General features: G+C 34.2%; 17 protein-coding genes. 7 read left to right on the plus strand and 10 right to left on the minus strand.

The features are described from left to right. The first annotated feature begins 130 nt into the window (after positions 1-130). Positions 131-310 carry a hypothetical protein gene (locus tag M666_RS13800; protein WP_024480603.1) on the plus strand — a complete coding sequence of 60 codons (180 nt, stop codon included), beginning with the start codon at positions 131-133 and terminating at the stop codon, positions 308-310. 92 nt (positions 311-402) lie between these two features. Here M666_RS13800 and M666_RS13805 read toward each other — a convergent pair whose 3' ends face one another. The 7 genes from M666_RS13805 to M666_RS13835 all read right to left on the minus strand — a co-directional run bounded on the left by M666_RS13805 (position 403) and on the right by M666_RS13835 (position 8319). After that, complete coding sequence (locus tag M666_RS13805; protein WP_024480604.1) at positions 403-2877, minus strand: TonB-dependent receptor; 2475 nt, start codon at positions 2875-2877, stop codon at positions 403-405. A 12-nt stretch (positions 2878-2889) separates the two neighbouring features. Beyond that, the gene (locus M666_RS13810) at positions 2890-3363 is read right to left on the minus strand and encodes a hypothetical protein (protein ID WP_029446334.1); all 474 of its coding nucleotides are present in this window, start codon (positions 3361-3363) and stop codon (positions 2890-2892) included. A 105-nt stretch (positions 3364-3468) separates the two neighbouring features. Continuing rightward, a complete protein-coding gene (gene arsC / locus M666_RS13815; RefSeq protein WP_029446335.1) occupies positions 3469-3810 on the minus strand; it encodes an arsenate reductase (glutaredoxin) in 342 nt (113 codons plus the stop codon). A 20-nt stretch (positions 3811-3830) separates the two neighbouring features. Next, a protein-coding gene (gene prfB, locus M666_RS13820) for a peptide chain release factor 2 (protein WP_139150270.1) occupies positions 3831-4929 on the minus strand; the annotation gives its coding sequence in 2 pieces (ribosomal slippage) (positions 3831-4865 and positions 4867-4929; 1098 coding nt in all). A gap of 74 nt (positions 4930-5003) precedes the next feature. Further along, positions 5004-5858, minus strand: a complete 855-nt coding sequence (locus tag M666_RS13825) for a transglutaminase-like domain-containing protein (RefSeq protein WP_029446336.1) — start codon at positions 5856-5858, stop codon at positions 5004-5006. A gap of 43 nt (positions 5859-5901) precedes the next feature. Continuing rightward, the gene (locus M666_RS13830; protein WP_024480609.1) at positions 5902-6849 is read right to left on the minus strand and encodes an alpha-E domain-containing protein; all 948 of its coding nucleotides are present in this window, start codon (positions 6847-6849) and stop codon (positions 5902-5904) included. A gap of 3 nt (positions 6850-6852) precedes the next feature. Then, positions 6853-8319, minus strand: coding sequence for a circularly permuted type 2 ATP-grasp protein (locus M666_RS13835; RefSeq protein ID WP_029446337.1), 1467 nt, complete (start codon positions 8317-8319; stop codon positions 6853-6855). 196 nt (positions 8320-8515) lie between these two features. On the opposite strand from M666_RS13835, the gene M666_RS13840 reads away from it, so the two are divergent. Then, positions 8516-10912, plus strand: coding sequence for a zinc-dependent metalloprotease (locus M666_RS13840; RefSeq protein WP_029446338.1), 2397 nt, complete (start codon positions 8516-8518; stop codon positions 10910-10912). Positions 10913-10996: 84 nt separating this feature from the next. After that, positions 10997-12019, plus strand: a complete 1023-nt coding sequence (locus M666_RS13845; protein WP_029446339.1) for a threonine aldolase family protein — start codon at positions 10997-10999, stop codon at positions 12017-12019. 1 nt (position 12020) lies between these two features. Here the strand turns inward: M666_RS13845 and M666_RS13850 are convergent, their stop codons facing one another. Next, on the minus strand, positions 12021-12341 hold the full coding sequence (locus tag M666_RS13850; RefSeq protein ID WP_151198065.1) for a YegP family protein: 321 nt from the start codon (positions 12339-12341) through the stop codon (positions 12021-12023). A 217-nt stretch (positions 12342-12558) separates the two neighbouring features. Here M666_RS13850 and M666_RS13855 point away from each other — a divergent pair, with 217 nt between their 5' ends. Then, positions 12559-13659, plus strand: a complete 1101-nt coding sequence (locus tag M666_RS13855) for an OmpA family protein (protein WP_024480614.1) — start codon at positions 12559-12561, stop codon at positions 13657-13659. Between the two features lie 390 nt (positions 13660-14049). On the opposite strand, the gene M666_RS13860 is transcribed toward M666_RS13855, so the two are convergent. Then, positions 14050-14502 carry a thioredoxin family protein gene (locus M666_RS13860; RefSeq protein WP_024480615.1) on the minus strand — a complete coding sequence of 151 codons (453 nt, stop codon included), beginning with the start codon at positions 14500-14502 and terminating at the stop codon, positions 14050-14052. A 14-nt stretch (positions 14503-14516) separates the two neighbouring features. Beyond that, a complete protein-coding gene (locus tag M666_RS13865; protein WP_013552153.1) occupies positions 14517-14843 on the minus strand; it encodes a YbaB/EbfC family nucleoid-associated protein in 327 nt (108 codons plus the stop codon). 62 nt (positions 14844-14905) lie between these two features. On the opposite strand from M666_RS13865, the gene M666_RS13870 reads away from it, so the two are divergent. The 3 genes from M666_RS13870 to M666_RS13880 all read left to right on the plus strand — a co-directional run bounded on the left by M666_RS13870 (position 14906) and on the right by M666_RS13880 (position 19556). Further along, positions 14906-17044: a S9 family peptidase gene (locus M666_RS13870; protein ID WP_029446341.1), complete on the plus strand. Its 2139-nt coding sequence runs from the start codon at positions 14906-14908 to the stop codon at positions 17042-17044. Positions 17045-17132: 88 nt separating this feature from the next. After that, on the plus strand, positions 17133-18173 hold the full coding sequence (locus tag M666_RS13875; protein ID WP_029446342.1) for a cysteate synthase: 1041 nt from the start codon (positions 17133-17135) through the stop codon (positions 18171-18173). Positions 18174-18296: 123 nt separating this feature from the next. Further along, entirely contained in the window at positions 18297-19556 is a 1260-nt protein-coding gene (locus M666_RS13880; RefSeq protein ID WP_025615011.1) for a cysteate-C-fatty acyltransferase, read from the plus strand. The last annotated feature ends 38 nt before the right edge of the window (positions 19557-19594 follow it).

The raw sequence follows: 19594 nt of genomic DNA on the forward strand, positions 1-19594 counted from the left end.
TGTATAGTACAAAGATATTGTATTGTGATTTTTTTTTGGAGTCTCTAGAAATTTTTTATAGATTTTTTTTAAATTCATTTGTACTATTCATCATTTTCAAAGTATCTTTGCAATAATAAAAATTAATAGCATGTTTGAATTTGACCAATATTTAGGTTTTTTAGCGTTTTTAACCATCTTAACAATCGGTTTTTGGCTAATGATTTTCTTATTAACTTTTGTAATACCTTACTGGTTAGGAGGAAATCTTATAGAATTTTTCAAAGAAAAGCGTGATGCTAGAAAAGCAAAATTAAATAACGAGGAATAAGAAACTTCAATTCATTTCTAAATTCTTAGTTTTTATCATAAAAAAAAGAAGCCATTTGGCTTCTTTTTTTGTTTCTATAGGTGAGGTGGTTTTTAAAATTCATCCCCACCATCATCGTCATTTCTTTGTTGTCCTCGCTGTTTCGTTTTTCCTTTAGGTTGATTAAATCTATAAACCAAACCAAGTGTAATTTGTCTTCTTCTCCATTGAAACTCACTCTCTGAAGTAAAAAATTCTGTTTCTGTGAAAGATCTTCTTTTAGCAGAATTGAATAAGTCACTTACGTTAAATGATAGTGTTCCATTATCTCCAAATACATCTTTACTAAAGGCAAGACTTACAAAAGTCATGCTCTTGCTTTCTGTTTGTGAATTCTCTGATGGGCCTCTGTAAAATACATTAGTTTGCCAATCAATACTAGCAGGTAAAGATACTTTAGAACTGAATCTAGAAAACCAACTTGTGTTTTTAGCACCATAATCTACCTCATTAAAAATTCCTTCTGTTTCAAATTGAAAGAAATTGAAGCTTCCGTTTAAACGCAGCCACTTTGCAGGATTATACAAGATCCCTAACTCAGCACCAATACGTTGGTTAGAAGATAAATTAATAGGCAATGATCTTATGATACTAATACCATCAGAAGTAAGCTCACCGGTCTCCTCTTGGATTCTTTCAAAGGAATTCGTTTCCTTTTGATAATATATAGAAGAAGTTAAGGTTAATTTTTTCCATCGCTTTAGGTATCCTAAATCAAATGCATTCGCATAAGCAGGATCTAAGTCTGGATTTCCTTGAAATACATTTGTTCTACTAGATCTTGATGGGAAAGGATTGATATAACGACCTCTAGGCCTGTTAATTCTTCTATTGTACCCTAAAGAGATGCTTTCCATATCACTTAATTCGAAGATTAAGTTTACAGTAGGGAAGAGGCCTAAGTAGTTTTTGTCAAAATTTAAATCTATCTCAGATCCTAGAACTTCTTGTAACGCTTCTTCATCGTATTCAGAATCTACCTTACCTTTTAATTGGGTATTTTCTAATCGTAAACCTAAAAGAAAAGAGAACTGGCCATATTTATTACCATATTGAGAGTAAAAGGCATTTATATTTTCGTCATACGTAAACTTATTTGTCAAATCTAAATTGGTAGCAAATTGATTGGTCTCCTGATTTAACGTGTCTAGTTGATAATCTGTAATGCTTTGTTCAAAATTTCCACGATATCCAGCTTCAAATTGAGCATCGCCCATTGGAAGTACATAATCTACCTGAAATAAGTATTCATTCTGAGTTTCATCTTCGTATATGTTTTCCCTAGCTAAGAGTGCTGTATCAGGGATAGTATTGTTTTCTACTATGGTGGTCAAGATATCCTCAACATCATAAGAATATTGAAAATCTGAAGTTAACTTATGCCCTTTGTCATTAAAATTATTAGTGTAGTTTAAGGACACTTGATAACTTTTATCATCTTGCCCTTCATCTTCGGTACGGAAGGTTTCATTCGTCACGGTAGTGCCTTCATAACGCTGACTTTCGTTTTCCGTAATATCAGATTCATCAGAAAAACGCCCAAAAACGCTAGCCGTTATAGATGATTTTTCGGTCAAGAAATATTCAAGTCCTATGTTGGCATTGAAAGATTTATCTTTTCTAGTGATATCTCTATCTTCAAAAATACGATCATAATCGCCCGTCGTGTAGGTGTTATCAAAATAGGCATTACCCGGAGAAGTACGGTACGAATAGCCTAAAGTGTTAAAAATATTAAACTTGTCAGTACGTAAGTTTAAATTACTACTAATTTGACTAGAAGTAGGGTGGCCTATAGTAGTGTTTATAGAGCCATTAAATCCTAAAGTTTTTTCTTTTCGTAAAATGATGTTTAAAATACCTGCGGTACCTTCAGCATCATATCTAGCAGACGGGCTCGTAATTACTTCTACTTTTTCAATAGCATCTGCAGGAAGTTGGCGTAAGGCATCTGTAGAGCCAAAACCAGCCATAGCAGAAGGCTTTCCATTGATCAAGATTCTAACATTTTCATTCCCTCTTAAGCTAATGGCGCCATCTACATCTACAGTTACAGAGGGTACGTTATTAAGAGCATCACTTACATTAGCACCGCTTGTCGTAAGATCTTTACCAATATTGTACACTTTTTTATCTAGCCGAACCTCAACAGTTGTTTTTTCGGCAACGACTTCAACACCTTCTAATTGAGAAACATCAGGATTTAGTTTAATAGTTCCTAAATTTATAGATTTTGAAAGCGTTTGATTGGGAAGTCTATAGGTCTTGTATCCTATATATTCAATACTTACGTTATATTTTCCAGGTAGTGCTTCTACCTCGTATTTTCCAGATTCATTGGTAATGCCACCAGAAATTTTACTAGGATCTTCAACACTTTGCAGAACAAGTGTTGCGTATTCTAAAGGTTGTCCTGTATCTTGTTCTACTACAGTTCCTGTTATTTTAATGGGGTTTTGCTCTTGTGGTCTTTGAGCAGTTAAGCTAAATAATGATAGTAGAAGGGTAATTGGTAGTAGTAGTTTCATGCTGTTTTTTAGTTAATCTTTGTTTTTCTTTTTTTTCTTTTTTTTCTTTTTTGTTTTGAATCTGTCTTTTTGTAATTTTTCAAAAGCTTCATACTTATCTTCCGGTAAGCCTGCTCTTAATTCTTCTTCTTGCTCTTTCACAATTTTCTCCATGGCCTCTCTTGATTTTTCAGGAGCCAATTTTAAAATTTGCAATTCAATTCGTTTCTGTACACTTTTGGTTAAAATACTTCTAACAATAGCCTCTTCAAAAGGATTTAATCCTACAGATTCCGTGATGTTAGGCATTTCATTATCTACAATTTCTTCTGCAGTTAAAGCTTTTGGTTCTTCTTGTGGCGTTTGTGCTTGTGGTATAGAATTTCGTTGTCTACCATAACCATTTCCGCTACCGTTTCCGTAACCATTACCGTATTGTGCATTCACCTCTACAGAGGACACTATTAAAGCTAAAATTGCAATTAAAGAGTTTAAAAATATTTTCATGGTTAATAATATTATAAGATTATAAAACTAAAATAAGGTTTAAATGAACTTGGTTAAAAGTTTGTTAAAATGATTTAACCAAGTTTTATGCCAAAGAATAGCAATTTATATAATAGATAGAATAGAAGAAGAAGGGCGTCCAATTACGGCTTTACTACCATTTACAATAATTGGTCGTTCTATTAGCTTTGGGTTTGCGACCATTGCCTTTATAACAGCTTCTTCGGATAGTACTTTTCCTTTAAATTCTTCCTTCCAAATTTTCTCGTTTTTCCGAACTAAATCAATGGCAGGAATACCTAGCAGCTTTACAATTTCTGTAAGCTCTTTTTCGGTTATCGGTTTTTCTAGGTACTTAACCACTTCAAAATCTTTATTAGCATTTTCCAGAACAGCTAAGCCCTCTCTAGATTTTGAACATCTTGGATTATGATATATTTTGATCATTATATTTTTTAATTAAAAGGTTATTCTTCGTCTTTCTGGCCCATCATCATTAGAAAAGCTTTTAAAAACGTATCAATGTTACCATCCATAACCGCATCAACGTTTCCGGTTTCAGCACCTGTACGTACATCTTTAACCAACTTGTAAGGATGCATGACGTAGTTTCTAATTTGAGAACCCCATTCAATCTTCATTTTAGTAGATTCAATTTCTTGGCGCGCTTCCATCTTTTTGCGTAATTCTATTTCATAAAGCTGTGATTTAAGCATTTTTAATGCTGTAGCTCTATTATCATGTTGCGAACGAGAGTCTGAACACGAAATTTGAATGCCACTTGGTTTATGCGTTAATTGAACCTTTGTCTCTACCTTATTAACATTTTGCCCTCCAGCACCAGAAGACCTTGCCGTTGTAATTTCTATATCGGCAGGATTAATATCAATCTCAATACTATCATCTACTAAAGGATACACATAGACAGAGGCAAAAGAAGTATGGCGTTTCGCATTACTATCAAAAGGAGAGATCCGTACCAATCTATGCACGCCATTTTCACCTTTTAACCACCCAAAAGCAAATTCTCCATCAATCTCTAGGGTTACTGTTTTAATCCCAGCAACATCACCTTCTTGGTAATTGAGTTCTTTTATTTTAAAGCCATTTTTTTCACTCCACATCATATACATCCGCATTAACATGGCAGCCCAATCACAACTCTCTGTGCCTCCGGCACCGGCGGTAATTTGAAGAATAGCAGGAAGCTCATCACCTTCCTCAGAAAGCATGTTCTTAAACTCTAAATTCTCTATCGTATCTAAGGTCTTTGTGTAATGTTTTTCTACCTCTTCTTCTGTAATAGCACCTTCTTTTTGAAATTCTATCAGCACTTCAAGATCGGTCACTAAGGCTTCTGCGGTGTTGTAATCATCGACCCATTTTTTCTTAGATTGAATGAACTTCATATGCTCCTGAGCTTTTTGAGGATTATCCCAAAAGTCCGGTGCTAATGTTTTTTCTTGTTCATTCTCTATCTCTATAAGTTTGGTGTCAACGTCAAAGATACCTCCTTAACGCACCAAGGCGATCTAAAAGACCTTTGTATTGGTCTGTAGTAATTATCATTTTCTATTTTATTTAAAGCAAAAATAAGCTTCTTTTTATAGGTATACTCTACTAAAGATAAAAAAGATGTCTTACTGTTGTTGGCTAATTACTTGAACGGAATATTGGGTTTCATTTTGCCCTTGGCTATATACAATTCCTTTTAAAGGGGCGCAATCTTGGTAGTCTTTTCCATGACAAACTTTAATGTGATTAGAAGCTACTAGTACGTTATTGGTGGGGTCAAAACCTACCCAGCCTATGGTAGGAATATAGGCTTCAGCCCACGCATGCATTTGAGAATCACCAAAATATCCATTTCCTTGATGCAAGTAACCCGATACATACCTTGTAGGTATCTTATTATTACGGGCAATGGCGCAAAATAAATGCGTGAAATCTTGGCAAACCCCGTATCTTTTGGTAATGATATTGTCAAGTGTTGTATTCACATCGGTTACACCTACTTTAAAATAAATAGACTGATACGTCCAAGTGTTTAAAGCTTGTAAATTATCAAATAGTGATAGCGTATCATCTAATTGATATAACCCCATACTGCTATCAGGTAAAGTAGTAAAAGGGGTGTTTTTTAAAAATTGATCAAAATCTACTTTAAAATTTAATGAATTGAGCCTTAGATAGTCCTCTTTTATATTTTTTGAAGGCTCAAATTCAAAGGGGTTAGCATCTTTTTTTAAAACCTTAAACTCCGCGTTGAAAGTAATTTCTTGAAATTTTTTTTTTGGGTTTACTCTTATCGTACTAAAACCATAACCATTTATTGAAAACTCATTCATTGCAGCCAAAGAATTGTTGAAGTCTGTAGTGATTAAATCTTGAGATTCATTAGTCTCTGGAATAATTAAAAATTGCCAATACGCACTGTGTACTTTATTTTCATAGGTGTTAGTAGTGTTATATCTAATACTGTATTCTAGTGGCATAAATTTTAAGAAATTGAGGCTGAGTTAAAGCCTTATAATTAGTTTAATAATTAAAAAATTCTTTTTCCATTTTTAAGCTTATTTCAGATAAATTATTCAAAATATTTTCAATAAATGCTTGAATATTACACTCAATTTCTTCGATGTGCTTATATTGTATCTCTGAACGAACCTTGCCAATTAAGAAAGCGGTCGCGTTTTTATTATAGTTTGTAGTGGTATCTAAAACTTTAATATGCCTATAAACCTGATTTAAACTATTCATTATAGAACGTGGGCAGTTTGGATTTAGAATTAAAAATTCTAAAGTTGAAACACTCGTAGGGGTTTTTTTGTAATGCCTTCTCATCATATCGTAAGATTCCGCACATTTCAACAGGGTTGTCCACTCAAAACTTTTACTAAACTTGTCTCCGTAGCCGCCTTGAGAGTTTAGAGCATCATTGTATTTTGCATTTATTATTCTGATTACTTGGGTAGCCCGCTCCATATTTATTCCTAACATAATAATTGCATACACCGGATCATGTAATAAAGTACCTCGTATTTTACCTCTTAAAATATCGGTCATTTCGGTGATATGCAGTGTAAAATCATGTAAGCCATTTTTTACGAATATCGCTGGGTCATAATTTAGAATAAAATGGTAAAACTTATTTATAGCTTCATACAACTCTGTAGATATTAGGTCTCTAGCGCTATTAGCATTTTCTCGAGCTAGTTTTACATTATTAATTATAGAGTAAGGTGTATCGTGATCAACGCCTATTTTATATAATACATGCTCTTCTAATAGATGTTTATCATCATCTAGCTCTGGATCACCTACCATGAATAACATGGAACGTAAAACAAACTGTCTTGATTGCGAAAGTTGGTTTGGCGCATCAAGAGAAGAAAAATAATTTACATTTAGGTAGCGGGCAATATGTTCTGAACGTTCTATATATCGACCCATCCAGAATAGGTTGTTAGCGACTCTTGCAAGCATATGTTATATATTTTTTAGAACCCAAGTATCCTTGGATCCACCCCCTTGGGATGAGTTTACAATTAGATTTCCTTTTTGAAGAGCAACTCTCGTTAGACCACCCTTGAGTACAAATTCTTTATCCTTACCTAGAACCGTAAATGTTCTTAAATCAACATGGCGTTGTTCAAATTCTTCCGTTTCATCAATATATGTGGGGTGAACCGATAGCGACATGATAGGTTGTGCTACATATTTTCTAGGGCTCTCTATTATTTGCTCTTTGACTAGTTCAATTTCTGATGTAGATAATCGATTACCAATAGATATTCCGTATCCTCCAGCTTCATCTACAGGTTTAATAACTAGTTCATGTATATGTTCTAAAACATACTTTAATTCTTCTGGTCTAGAACAATGATAGGTATGTACATTATTTAAAATAGGTTCTTCGTCTAAATAGTATTTTATAATTTGAGGCATATAGGTATAAACAGCCTTGTCATCGGCAACTCCTGTTCCTGGTGCATTCGCCAAAGTTACATTACCCTTTTTATAAGCAGCAAATAAGCCAGGAACGCCTATGGCAGAATCTGACTTAAATTCTAATGGGTCTAAGAATTGATCGTCTATTCTCCTGTAGATTATATCTACTTTAACAGGACCTTTAATAGTTTTCATATAGACAAAATCGTTCTCTACAAACAGATCCCGTCCTTCTACTAGTTCAACCCCCATTGTTTTTGCTAAATAAGAATGCTCGTAAAAAGCAGAGTTGTACATTCCTGGAGTAATGACTACACAGTTGGGGATATCAACTCCTTGCGGTTTTACACTTTCAAGTAGATCTAATAAATTTTCTGCGTAATTGGTTACGGAATAGGTTTGATAATGGTTGAAAACACCAAAAAGGGCACGCTTTAATGCCGTTCTATTGCAAATAACATAACTAACACCCGATGGGCAACGGATATTATCTTCTAAAACATAGTATTTCCCGTCCTTATGTTTAATTACGTCAATACCAGAAATATGGTTGTAAATACCACCCGGAGGATCTACACCATTCATTTGATCTAAATAATTAGCGGAGGAGCTAATTAAATCCATTGGAACAATACCATCTCGGATGATATTTTTATCGTGGTAAATATCCCATAGAAACAGATTTAAAGCTTTACTGCGTTGTATGGATCCTTTTTCGATTATTTCCCATTCTTCTGGGTCAATAATTCTTGGGAAAAGATCAAAAGGAAAAATTTTCTCTTTAGTTTCTTTATCTCCATATACTTGAAAAGTTATACCTTGATTGAAAAAGGATGATTTTGCTTTTGAATTTAGCTTGACATAATCTTCAATAGAATGTTCTCCATAAAGATTAAATAATTTTTGATATACCTGCTTAATGGCTCCTTCTTCGTCAAAAATTTCATCATACAATTGACTATCTCGTTGGTACGAAGAAAATATTTTATTTTCAATATTTGTCATATGGTTAGAGTTTTAGTTAAGGTACTGGTTTTCATTAAATTCGATAGTGGTAAATTGATAATAAACACGCTGTATTTTAGTATTCAAATAAAAATAAATACTAAAAATTAACAAATTGCTTAATTTCTTATTTTAGGGCTATTAGGCTACCCATTCCATTGTTTTTTTATAGCTTTAAAAGCTAAAACCACCTGAAATGATATCGAAGAAATTACTTCTCTTAGTCCTATTATTAACCACACTAACTATTACCGCCCAGCTCGCTGAGAAACAAAAGAATTTTCAGAAATTTAAAGGGCTGTTTAATTTCTCTTATGACAGTCAAAATGATAAAGTGTACTTAGAGGTAAACCAACTGAATAAAGAGTTTTTATATATCTATGCTTTAAGTAATGGAATAGGGAGTAATGATATAGGTTTAGATCGCGGACAACTTGGAAATGAGCAGGTGGTTTATTTTAAAAAAGCAGGGAACAAATTATTATTAATTCAGCCTAACTTAAAATACAGAGCTTTAACGGATAATGTTTTAGAGAAAAAATCTGTAACACAGGCTTTTGCCACCTCTGTCTTATTTGGCTTTAAAATTGAAGAAGAGAAAAATGGGGTTTATGTAATTGATATTACGGATTTTCTAATGCAAGATACCCATGGTGTGTCTAGTAGATTAAAGAGAGCACAACAAGGGTCATATAGTCTGGATAAAAGTAAGAGTGCTTTTAATTTAGAGCGGACCAAAGCTTTTCCTAATAATGTTGAGTTAGATGTGTTATTAACTTTCAAAGGTGATGCTAAAGGGTCAGAATTAAGAAGCGTTGTTCCTAATGCAAATTTAGTTACTGTAGCGCAACATCACTCTTTTATAGCATTGCCGGATGATAACTTTATAAAGAGAGTTTATGATCCTAGAAGTGGTTCTTACCCTTTTTCTTATTATGACTATGCCACTCCGGTTCAAGAGCCCATTTTAAAACAATTTATTAGAAGGCATCGTTTGGAAAAGAAAAATCCTCAGGCAGAAATTAGTGAGGCGGTTGCACCTATAGTTTATTATTTAGATAATGGTACCCCTGAGCCCGTAAGAAGTGCTTTATTAGAAGGAGGAAAATGGTGGAATCAAGCTTTTGAAGCTATTGGGTATAAAAATGCTTTTCAATTAAAAATGTTACCAGCGGATGCAGATCCTTTAGATGCTAGATATAATGTGATACAATGGGTGCACCGGTCTACAAGAGGGTGGAGTTATGGGAGTAGTATTACGGATCCTAGAACGGGAGAGATTATAAAAGGGCATGTAAGTTTGGGGAGTTTACGTATCCGTCAAGATTTTTTGATTGCGCAAGCATTGATGGATAAACCTTTTGAAACGCGAGATGATAACTATCAACCAATGTTAGCGTTAGCGCTAGCTCGAATACGCCAACTATCAGCACATGAAATTGGGCACACCCTAGGATTTGCGCATAATTTTGCAGCAAGTACCAATATGAATGCTTCAGTGATGGATTATCCACACCCTAAGTTTAATATTAAGAAAGGTAAGATAGATTTTTCAGAAGCGTATGCAAGCGGAATTGGAGCTTGGGATAAGGTAACCGTAGCGTATTCTTATTCAGATTTTACCGAAGGAGAAAATGAATCCCAAGAATTAAATGCCATTCTAGAAGCGGCACAAAAAAAAGGATTGAGATATAGTACGGATCAAGATGCCAGACCTAAAGGAGTTACCAACGCCTTGAGTCATTTGTGGGACAATGGAAGCAGTCCTTCCGAAGAGTTAGAACATGTTTTAAAAGTTAGAGCCTTAGGTATTGACAATTTTTCGGTAGATAATATAAAGACGGGGGAAACCTATAGTACTCTAGAAGATGTTTTTGTGCCCTTGTACCTTTTTCATAGGTATCAGGTAGAAGCAGCTTCCAAAGTAGTTGGAGGAATAGATTTTAATTATGCGGTTAAAGGTGATGGGCAAATGGTAGTAGAAACACTGGATGCTAAATTGCAAAGGGAAGCCTTGAAAAGTGTTCTTAAAACACTAGATGCTGCGGTAATTGCTATTCCTCAAGAAAAGTTAGCCTTATTCCCACCTAGGGCGTTTGGTAATTCTAGATCTAGAGAGTCTTTTGAAAGTAAAACAGGAATTGCCTTTGATCCTATTTCGGCGGCAGAAACAGCAGCAGACGTTACCTTAGGCTTTTTATTGCATCCTGAAAGAGCATCGATATTAGTGGCGCAAAAAAGTATTGATGACAAAAACTTAGGTTTGGAGGAGGTGATACATCAAGTAATTGCGGCAACCTTTGAAAATAGCAGTAAGGACGCTTACTTATCTGAGGTACAAAGAGCAATTAATTATAGGGTGCTGTATTATTTGATGAATTTAGCTCATTCAGGAAAAGTACACAACCAGGTGAATGCTATAGCGCGATTAAGCTTAAATAACTTAAGGCAAACGTACCAGCAGAAGAATGATGCTTTTTCTTTTGAATTAGTTCATAGGATTAAACAATTTCAAGAACATCAAGAACAGTTTAAATTACTACCTGCTGAAAAAATCCCTGATGGATCTCCTATTGGTATGGATTGTTATTAAAGGAGCTAAAAAGACCGTTCTATATTTGATTAATTAATGTATATGCAATAGGTTTATTGCTTTAAATAATAATACGTACGATTCATGAGAATAAATTTAATTAGTGATACGGTTACAAAGCCAACACCAGGAATGTTGGAGGCTATGTTTACCGCAGAAGTAGGAGATGATGTTTTTAAAGAAGACCCTTCTGTAAATGCTTTAGAAGAGAAAGTGGCTAAAATCTTTCATAAAGAGGTTGCTTTGTTTTTTCCTAGTGGCACAATGGCCAATCAGGCAGCTATAAAATTGCACACTCAACCGGCAGACCAATTAATTTGTGATAAATATGCTCATGTCTATAATTATGAAGGAGGAGGTATTAGTTTCAATAGCGGTGTCTCTTGTAAATTAGTAGATGGTAATAGAGGTATGATGACCGCTCTACAAGTAGCAGAGGCTATAAATCCGCCCGACTTTTATCATAGTCCGCTTACTACAATGGTGAGCATAGAAAATACTACAAATAAAGGTGGAGGTGCTTGTTGGGATTTTGATGAGCTAAAAAAAATACAAGCAATTTGTAAAACACATCATCTAGGATATCATTTAGATGGCGCGCGTTTGTGGAACGCAATGGTGGCTAAAAATGAAACACCACAACAATACGGTGAGCTCTTTGATACCATAAGTGTATGTTTTAGTAAAGGCTTAGGATGCCCTGTTGGATCTGTTTTGGTAGGGAATAAGGATATAATGCAAAAGGCAATCAGAATCCGTAAACTATTAGGCGGAGGAATGCGTCAAGCGGGGTATTTAGCCGCAGCTGCAACCTATGCTGTAGACCACCATGTAGATAGATTGGCGGAAGATCATAAGAGAGCTAAAGAAATAGGAGAGCTCTTAACGCAATTACCATTTATTCAAAAAGTAGAACCTATAGAAACGAATATTATCATCTTTGAAATAGATGAATCCCTATTGAGTGCAGAACGTTTCTTAGAAAAACTAAAAGCAAATAATGTGCATATTATAGGAATGGGGCAAGGTAAACTACGCATTGTTACCCATTTGGATTATACAGAAGTAATGCATGAGGCATTTCTATCAATCTTAAAAAAAATATAGCTTAGGGTGTTGAAGTGGTATTGGGTACTACGATGTTTCGTAGGTTCTTAATACCATTTTCCATTCCGGCCTCTGAGGTATACAATTTAGAATTTCCTACAACTTTCCCTTGGTCATCCTTTAACATAAATAAAAACTCGCCTTTGTAGTTTGTCTTTCGTTCAAATAACAAAGGTTTCGTAACCAATATAGTTAAGTTTGCTGCAACTTGCTCTAAATCAGTCTTGTTGTGGTAGGATATGCTTTCTAGTAGGGTATTCCCATTAGTACTTTCCAATTTAAACGCGTGATTTCCAGATTTATCGGTGAAATATTTAATCATAGCCCCTTCTTTTTTTATCAAAATACGAAAAAAACAGTAAAATACTAAGCTTTATTTTGTAAGAAAATACAGTAATTTATGTTTTGAAGCGCTTTTTGTCGATGAAATATGCGTTTTGGCGATAAATTCCTTTTAGGTTTCTTTAACATATAGGATTGACTTCAAAAGCCAATATATTTGCAATACTAAATATTAACATAACAAAACACATTTTAAAATGAGAAAAATTTTATTTTTATTGTCAGTTTTTTCTGCATCTATTTCGATGGCGCAAGATTTGCCGTCAAATCCTGAACCAGGTAAATGTTACGTACGTTGTACAACACCAGATGTATACGTAAATGAAACAGTAACGATTACCTTAAAGCCTGCTTATTCAGTTTTAAAAACTGTTCCTGCAACTTTCAAAACAGTAACTGAAAGCGTAGAAATTAAAGCAGCTGGAAAAAAATTAACGGTTGTTCCTGAGAAATGGGGTACAGAAACAATCAGTTATACATCTAAGCAAGGTGGTAATACTTTAAGTATTTCTCCTGCATCTTTTACAACAGGATCTGAAACAATTGAAATTAAGCCAGCATACGCACAGTGGGAACTTGGTGCAGCGGCTCCTGATTGTTCTTCTGGTAATCCAGATGATTGTAGATACTGGTGTTACAAAGGATACCCAGCAGAGTTTACTACAGTTTCTACAACCTTATTATCTTCTCCTGCTAGCGTTAGTAAAACACCAATAGGGTCTAAAGATGCTTCATATACAAGAAGAATTTTATTAGAGCCAGCTAAAGTAATTGAAGAAATTATTCCTGCTGAGTATAAAAACATTACTAAAACAGTTTTAGATAAAGATGCTTATACCGTTGAAGAAACTATTCCTGCAGTAACAAAAACTGTTTCTAAAGAAGTTTTAAAAGAAAAAGGTGGTTTAACAAGCTGGAAAGAAGTTGAATGTTCATTAGTAGAGTACCAAGCCTTACCAATTAACTGGAACTTAGGTAGTGCAACTTTAACTACAGAAGCTAAAAGCATCATTGATAATAGATTAATGCCTGTATTAGCTCAAAACCCTGGTGTTAAAGTAGAATTAGCTTCTCATACAGATGTAAGAGGTAATGCTGGATCTAATCAAGATTTGTCTGAAAGAAGAGCTAAAGCGGTTGCTGATTATTTAATATCTAAAGGAGTTAACTCTAGTTTATTAGTGGCAAACGGTTACGGTGAAACTAAGATTAAAAACAGATGTAAAGAGGGTGTTACTTGTACTGAAAGAGAGCACGCAGTAAATAGAAGAACTGAGTTTAGGTTGATTAATAACTAAATTCATAGTGTAGTAAGTTAGTCATAAAAGCCTTCTGATATCAGAAGGCTTTTTTAGTACCCAAGATTTAAAGTTTAGGTAGATTTGTTTGTAGATAAGTAGCTGCATTGTGAATAATAAGTGTTTATAGTTTCTAATGGCACTTATCGCATGATACAACTACAAGCAATTAAAAACATCAGTAAGCTCAAAGTTACAACTGCAGTTGGCCAATTCACAGGGTTTAATTTACTTCTTTAAAGCTCTTATAGAGATGATGTACTTACAATTTAATACAGTATGTATCTTGGTTAAGGCCTATGTCTGGGCTATTGTAAACAAGAAAGCCGCATTTTAGAATTCTAAAATGCGGCTTTATTTACAAGTTTTTTGTAGTAAATTATAACACTTTTATTTGTAATATTTATCTAAGAACTTGGTGTGGTACTGAATCTCTCCATTCATGCTATAACCAGATAAAGCACCTAGTTCTTTGCCATTATCATTTAAGATTTTTAACATAGGAACACTACCTCTTTTATTATATTTAGAGGCTAATTCTTTATTATGAGCTAATTGATCAGCACTCAATAAATCTCTATTTCTAGGAATATCAATATAAAGTAATACATACTCTTTAGCATAGGTATCAAAACTAGCTGTTTCAAAAAAATCTTTTTTCAAAGCAATACAAGGGGGACACCAATCACTACCCGTAAAAAAAACAAGAATATTTTTATCTTCTTTTTCTGCTTTTTTCACTGCGGTTTTATAGTCTGTAGTCCAATCTGACTTTTTTACGATTAGTTCTCCTTGTGCACAAAGTAGCACAGGAAACAAGAGCGCAATTAATAATTTTTTCATTGGTTTGTATTTAATTATTTAAATAACGAATCCATTCCAGGAATATTGGGCATACCATCTTTCGCAACGGCAGAAAGTTCTGCTTCATTTACATTGGTAGCTTTTTCTATAGCTTTATTTAATACTAGTATGAGGTAATCTTCTAATTGTTCCTTATCGGCTAATAATTCGTCATCAATAGAAATTTCTTTAATAACCCTATTCGCATTTAGAGTAACCTTAAGTTTTCCATCAGAAGATTTTTCATCTACTAGTATCGTATGCATTCTTTCTTTGGCAACTTTAATTTTTTCTTGGGTTTCTTTTAGCTTACCCATCATGCCCATCATATCTCCAAACATAGTTGTTGTATTAGTATTTAATTTTCAAAAGTAATAAATTGTGTTGTTAAATTTTTTATGCAATGAGATGTATCCTAAAAAAAGCGTTTATTTTTCTTTTAAGTATTAGTTTTGCTGCTTCTTGTAAAAGCGATAAAAAAATTATGTCTCAAAATACTGTACCTGTTGCAAAAAAGATGCCGAAATCATTATCGATTCACGGAGAAACACGAATTGATAATTATTATTGGCTCAATGATAGAGAAGATAAAGAGGTTCTTGATTATTTAAATGAAGAAAAAACCTACTACGAAAAAATGATGCAGCACACGGTTTCATTTCAGAACACATTATTTGAAGAAATGAAATCTAGAATAAAAGAAGATGACTCTTCTGTACCTTATAGGCAAAATGGATATTGGTACGCTACGCGTTATGAGTTGGGAAAAGAATATCCCATTTACTCTAGAAAGGCAGATCTAGACAATGCAGAAGTTCAAGAATTGTTTGATTGCAATGTTATGGCGCAAGGTTTAGATTATTTTAAATTGGGCGGTATTGCGGTTAGTCCTAATAATGAATTAGCAGTTTATGGGGTTGATGACGTTTCTAGAAGAGAATACACTTTAAAGGTTAAAAACTTAAGTACCGGAGAACTGTATGAAGATACGATAGAAAAAACCACAGGAGGTGCGGTTTGGGCCAATGATAATAAGACCTTTTTTTATTCTAAGAAAGATCCTGTAACCTTAAGATCAGACAAAATTTATAAGCATGTTTTGGGGACTTCTACAGTAGACGATGTTTTAGTTTTTCATGAAGAAGATGAAACTTTTGACTGCTTTGTTTATAAGACAAAATCTAAAAAGTATATAGTAATAGGTTCTTCTAGTACACTAACCTCAGAGTATAGAATTATAAAGTCTGATGATCCTAATGGTGATTTTACGGTTTTTGCAGAAAGAGCACGCGGTATAGAATATTCTATAGCACATTATAAAGATGATTTTTATATCCTTACTAATAAGGACGATGCAACCAATTTTAAATTAATGAAAACGGCTGAAGCGAATACGAGCTCAGCATCTTGGGAAGACTTTATTCCGCATAGGAAGGACGTTCTTTTAGAGGATATTGAAATATTCAAGGATTTCTATGTCATTTCTGAGAGAGAAAATGGATTGGCAAAAATTAAGATTGTTCGTTGGGATTCTGGAGAAAGTTATTTTTTACCATTTGAAGACGAAACTTATACGGCTTATGTGGGTACTAATCCAGATTTTGATACGGAAATAGTTCGTTACGGTTATAATTCACTGACAACCCCAAGTTCTATTATCGATTTTAATATGCGTACCCAAGAGAAAGATATTAAAAAAGAACAAGAGGTTTTAGGAGGTAAATTCCTTAAAGAAAATTATACTTCAGAGCGCATTTGGGCTACCGCAAGAGACGGCGTGAAAATTCCTATGTCTGTAGTTTATCATAAAGATACGAAGCTAGATGGTTCAAGTCCGCTTTTGCAATACGGATATGGTTCTTATGGTTATACCTTAGATCCAAATTTTTCTACGGTAAGATTAAGCTTATTAGATCGTGGGTTTATTTACGTGATAGCTCATGTACGTGGCAGTGAGTATTTAGGAAGGCAATGGTATGAAGATGGAAAACTTCTAAAGAAACAAAATTCCTTCACAGATTTTATAGATTGCTCAAAATACTTGATAGCGCATAAATATGCCAGTCCAGAACATTTATATGCAGAAGGCGGTTCTGCAGGGGGCTTGTTAATGGGCGCCGTGGTGAATATGGAGCCTAGTTTATATCATGGTGTTATCGCAGCTGTACCTTTTGTAGATGTGGTGACCACAATGTTAGATGATACTATTCCGTTAACGACAGGAGAATATGATGAATGGGGAAACCCTAATGATAAGTCGTATTATGAGTATATGAAAGCGTATTCCCCTTATGATAATGTAACATCTATAGAGTATCCCAACATGCTTATAACAACAGGGTTACATGATTCTCAGGTACAATATTGGGAACCCGCAAAATGGGTAGCCAAACTAAGAGATTTGAAAAAAGATTCAAATTTATTATTGTTTGATATTAATATGGATGCGGGTCATGGTGGTGCATCTGGACGTTTTGAGTCCCTAAAAGAAGTGGCAAAAGAATACGCTTTTTTAATTGATTTGGAAAAGAAAATCAATTAATGGAAAAAATTCAATAAATTTGCAGCTTATTGTTGTGTTTATATCAAAAAAACAACGTAGCAGTAATTGTATAACTTAGATCCAACAAATGGAAAATAAGATAAACGCTCATAATAACGTTTTAGAACTAATAGGAAATACGCCATTAGTTAAATTAAATAGAGTAGCAGAATCATTCACTGGTAATTTTTACGCTAAAGTAGAAGCTTTTAATCCAGGACACTCTTCAAAAGATAGAATTGCTAATTTCATTATTGAAGAAGCAGAACGCAAAGGTTTACTTAAGCCAGGTAGTACAATCATAGAAACAACTTCAGGTAATACGGGTTTTAGTATTGCTATGGTTAGTATAATTAAAGGCTACAAGTGTATTTTAGCGGTTAGTTCAAAATCTTCACTAGATAAAATTGATATGTTACGCTCCATGGGAGCTGAGGTGTATGTGTGCCCTGCACATGTAGCTCCAGAAGATCCTAGATCCTATTATCAAGTAGCGAAACGTCTTCATGAAGAAACGAAGGATAGTATCTATATCAATCAGTATTTTAATAAATTAAATACAGAGGCACATTATAGATCTACCGGTCCAGAAATTTGGAAACAAACCAACGGTCATATTACACATTTAGTAGCGTGTAGTGGAACGGGAGGAACAATTTCAGGAACAGCAGCCTACTTAAAGGAGCAAAATCCCAATATTAAAGTTATTGGAGTAGATGCTTACGGTTCTGTTTTAAAAAAATATCACGAGACTAGAGAGTTTGATAGTAAAGAAATTTATCCGTACCGTATTGAAGGTTTAGGGAAAAATTTGATTCCAGATTCTATTAATTTTGATGTGATTGATACTTTTGTAAAGGTCACGGATGAAGAAAGTGCACACTCTGCTAGAGAAATATCTAGAAAAGAAGGTATGTTCGTCGGGTATACAAGTGGTGCAGCTTTACAAGCTATTAGACAATTAGATGCGGAAGGTGAATTTGATGAGAACAGTAACGTAGTCGTTATTTTTCCTGATCACGGGTCTCGTTATATGAGCAAAGTGTACAGTGATAAATGGATGTCGGATCAAGGTTTTTTTGATGCGAAATCTACAGAAGAAGTACAAGAAGTGCAGTATATTAAATAGCACATTAAAATAATATTTATTTAAAGCAATGGTTCATTTGAATCATTGCTTTTTTTTGTATGTATATTTTATGAAAACATACTAAAAATCTTTACTTTTGCGGTAAATTCAATTTAATTTAGAATGAGAGATTTATTTGAAAGAATAATCGAGAATAAAGGACCATTAGGGAAATGGGCATCACAAGCTGAAGGTTATTTTGTATTCCCAAAACTTGAAGGACCTATTTCTAATCGTATGAAGTTCCAAGGTAAGGAAGTTCTAACGTGGAGTATTAATGATTATTTAGGTCTTGCTAATTTACCGGAAATTAAAAAAGTTGACGGAGAAGCAGCAGCTGAATACGGAGCTGCATACCCTATGGGGGCACGTATGATGAGTGGTCATACCGATTTTCATGAACAATTAGAGCAAGAACTAGCTACTTTCGTAAGTAAAGAATCTGCTTATCTTCTAAACTTCGGATACCAAGGTATCATGTCTGCAATAGACGCGTTGGTAGGTAAAGATGATATTATTGTTTATGATGTAGATTCTCATGCATGTATTATAGATGGTGTTCGTTTGCATATGGGTAAACGTTTTACCTTTAAGCATAATGATATAGAGAGCCTTGAAAAAAACCTTGATCGTGCTACGAAAATGGCAGAGCAGACAGGTGGTGGTATACTAGTGATTTCTGAGGGAGTTTTTGGTATGCGTGGAGAGCAAGGTAGATTAAAAGAAATTGTAGCTTTAAAAGAGAAATACAATTTTAGACTTCTTGTAGATGATGCACATGGTTTTGGTACTTTAGGTAAAACTGGTGCAGGAGCAGGTGAGGAGCAAGGCGTTCAAGATGGTATTGATGTTTATTTTGCAACTTTCGCAAAATCTATGGCAGGTATCGGAGCTTTTTTAGCTGCAGATAAAGGCATTATTGATTATTTAAAATATAACTTACGTTCTCAGATGTTTGCTAAATCATTACCAATGGTTTACGTAAAAGGAGCTTTAAAACGTTTAGATATGTTACGTACCATGCCACAACTTAAGAATAAGTTATGGGAAAACGTAAATGCATTGCAAAACGGACTTAAAGAACGTGGTTTTGATATTGGAACAACAACTAGTTGTGTAACTCCTGTATATTTAAACGGGAGTATTCCTGAGGCAATGGCTTTAGTAAAAGATTTACGTGAGAATCACGGTATTTTTTGTTCTATCGTTGTTTATCCAGTAATTCCAAAAGGATTAATTTTACTTCGTATGATTCCTACAGCAACGCATACTTTAGAGGATGTTGCTGTTACTTTAGAAGCTTTCTCTGCAATTAGAGAACGTTTAGAGAATGGAACATACAAAAGACTTTCTGCTGCCGTAGCTGCTGCTATGGGTGAGTAATAAGTTTTATAATGTAGTATAAAAAAAGTCCCGATTGT

Origin of the sequence: Cellulophaga baltica 18, assembly GCF_000468615.2 — a bacterium.
Taxonomy (GTDB): Bacteria; Bacteroidota; Bacteroidia; order Flavobacteriales; family Flavobacteriaceae; genus Cellulophaga; species Cellulophaga baltica.

Coding starts and splice junctions, on each gene's coding strand:
- M666_RS13830 (WP_024480609.1), bottom strand. CDS start 6,849: ATGCTTGCAAGAGTCGCTAACAACCTATTCTGGATGGGTCGATATATA.
- M666_RS13810 (WP_029446334.1), bottom strand. CDS start 3,363: ATGAAAATATTTTTAAACTCTTTAATTGCAATTTTAGCTTTAATAGTG.
- M666_RS13865 (WP_013552153.1), bottom strand. CDS start 14,843: ATGTTTGGAGATATGATGGGCATGATGGGTAAGCTAAAAGAAACCCAA.
- M666_RS13855 (WP_024480614.1), top strand. CDS start 12,559: ATGAGAAAAATTTTATTTTTATTGTCAGTTTTTTCTGCATCTATTTCG.
- M666_RS13875 (WP_029446342.1), top strand. CDS start 17,133: ATGGAAAATAAGATAAACGCTCATAATAACGTTTTAGAACTAATAGGA.
- M666_RS13845 (WP_029446339.1), top strand. CDS start 10,997: ATGAGAATAAATTTAATTAGTGATACGGTTACAAAGCCAACACCAGGA.
- M666_RS13870 (WP_029446341.1), top strand. CDS start 14,906: ATGAGATGTATCCTAAAAAAAGCGTTTATTTTTCTTTTAAGTATTAGT.
- arsC (WP_029446335.1), bottom strand. CDS start 3,810: ATGATCAAAATATATCATAATCCAAGATGTTCAAAATCTAGAGAGGGC.
- M666_RS13805 (WP_024480604.1), bottom strand. CDS start 2,877: ATGAAACTACTACTACCAATTACCCTTCTACTATCATTATTTAGCTTA.
- M666_RS13860 (WP_024480615.1), bottom strand. CDS start 14,502: ATGAAAAAATTATTAATTGCGCTCTTGTTTCCTGTGCTACTTTGTGCA.
- M666_RS13835 (WP_029446337.1), bottom strand. CDS start 8,319: ATGACAAATATTGAAAATAAAATATTTTCTTCGTACCAACGAGATAGT.
- M666_RS13800 (WP_024480603.1), top strand. CDS start 131: ATGTTTGAATTTGACCAATATTTAGGTTTTTTAGCGTTTTTAACCATC.
- M666_RS13880 (WP_025615011.1), top strand. CDS start 18,297: ATGAGAGATTTATTTGAAAGAATAATCGAGAATAAAGGACCATTAGGG.
- M666_RS13825 (WP_029446336.1), bottom strand. CDS start 5,858: ATGCCACTAGAATACAGTATTAGATATAACACTACTAACACCTATGAA.
- M666_RS13850 (WP_151198065.1), bottom strand. CDS start 12,341: ATGATTAAATATTTCACCGATAAATCTGGAAATCACGCGTTTAAATTG.
- M666_RS13840 (WP_029446338.1), top strand. CDS start 8,516: ATGATATCGAAGAAATTACTTCTCTTAGTCCTATTATTAACCACACTA.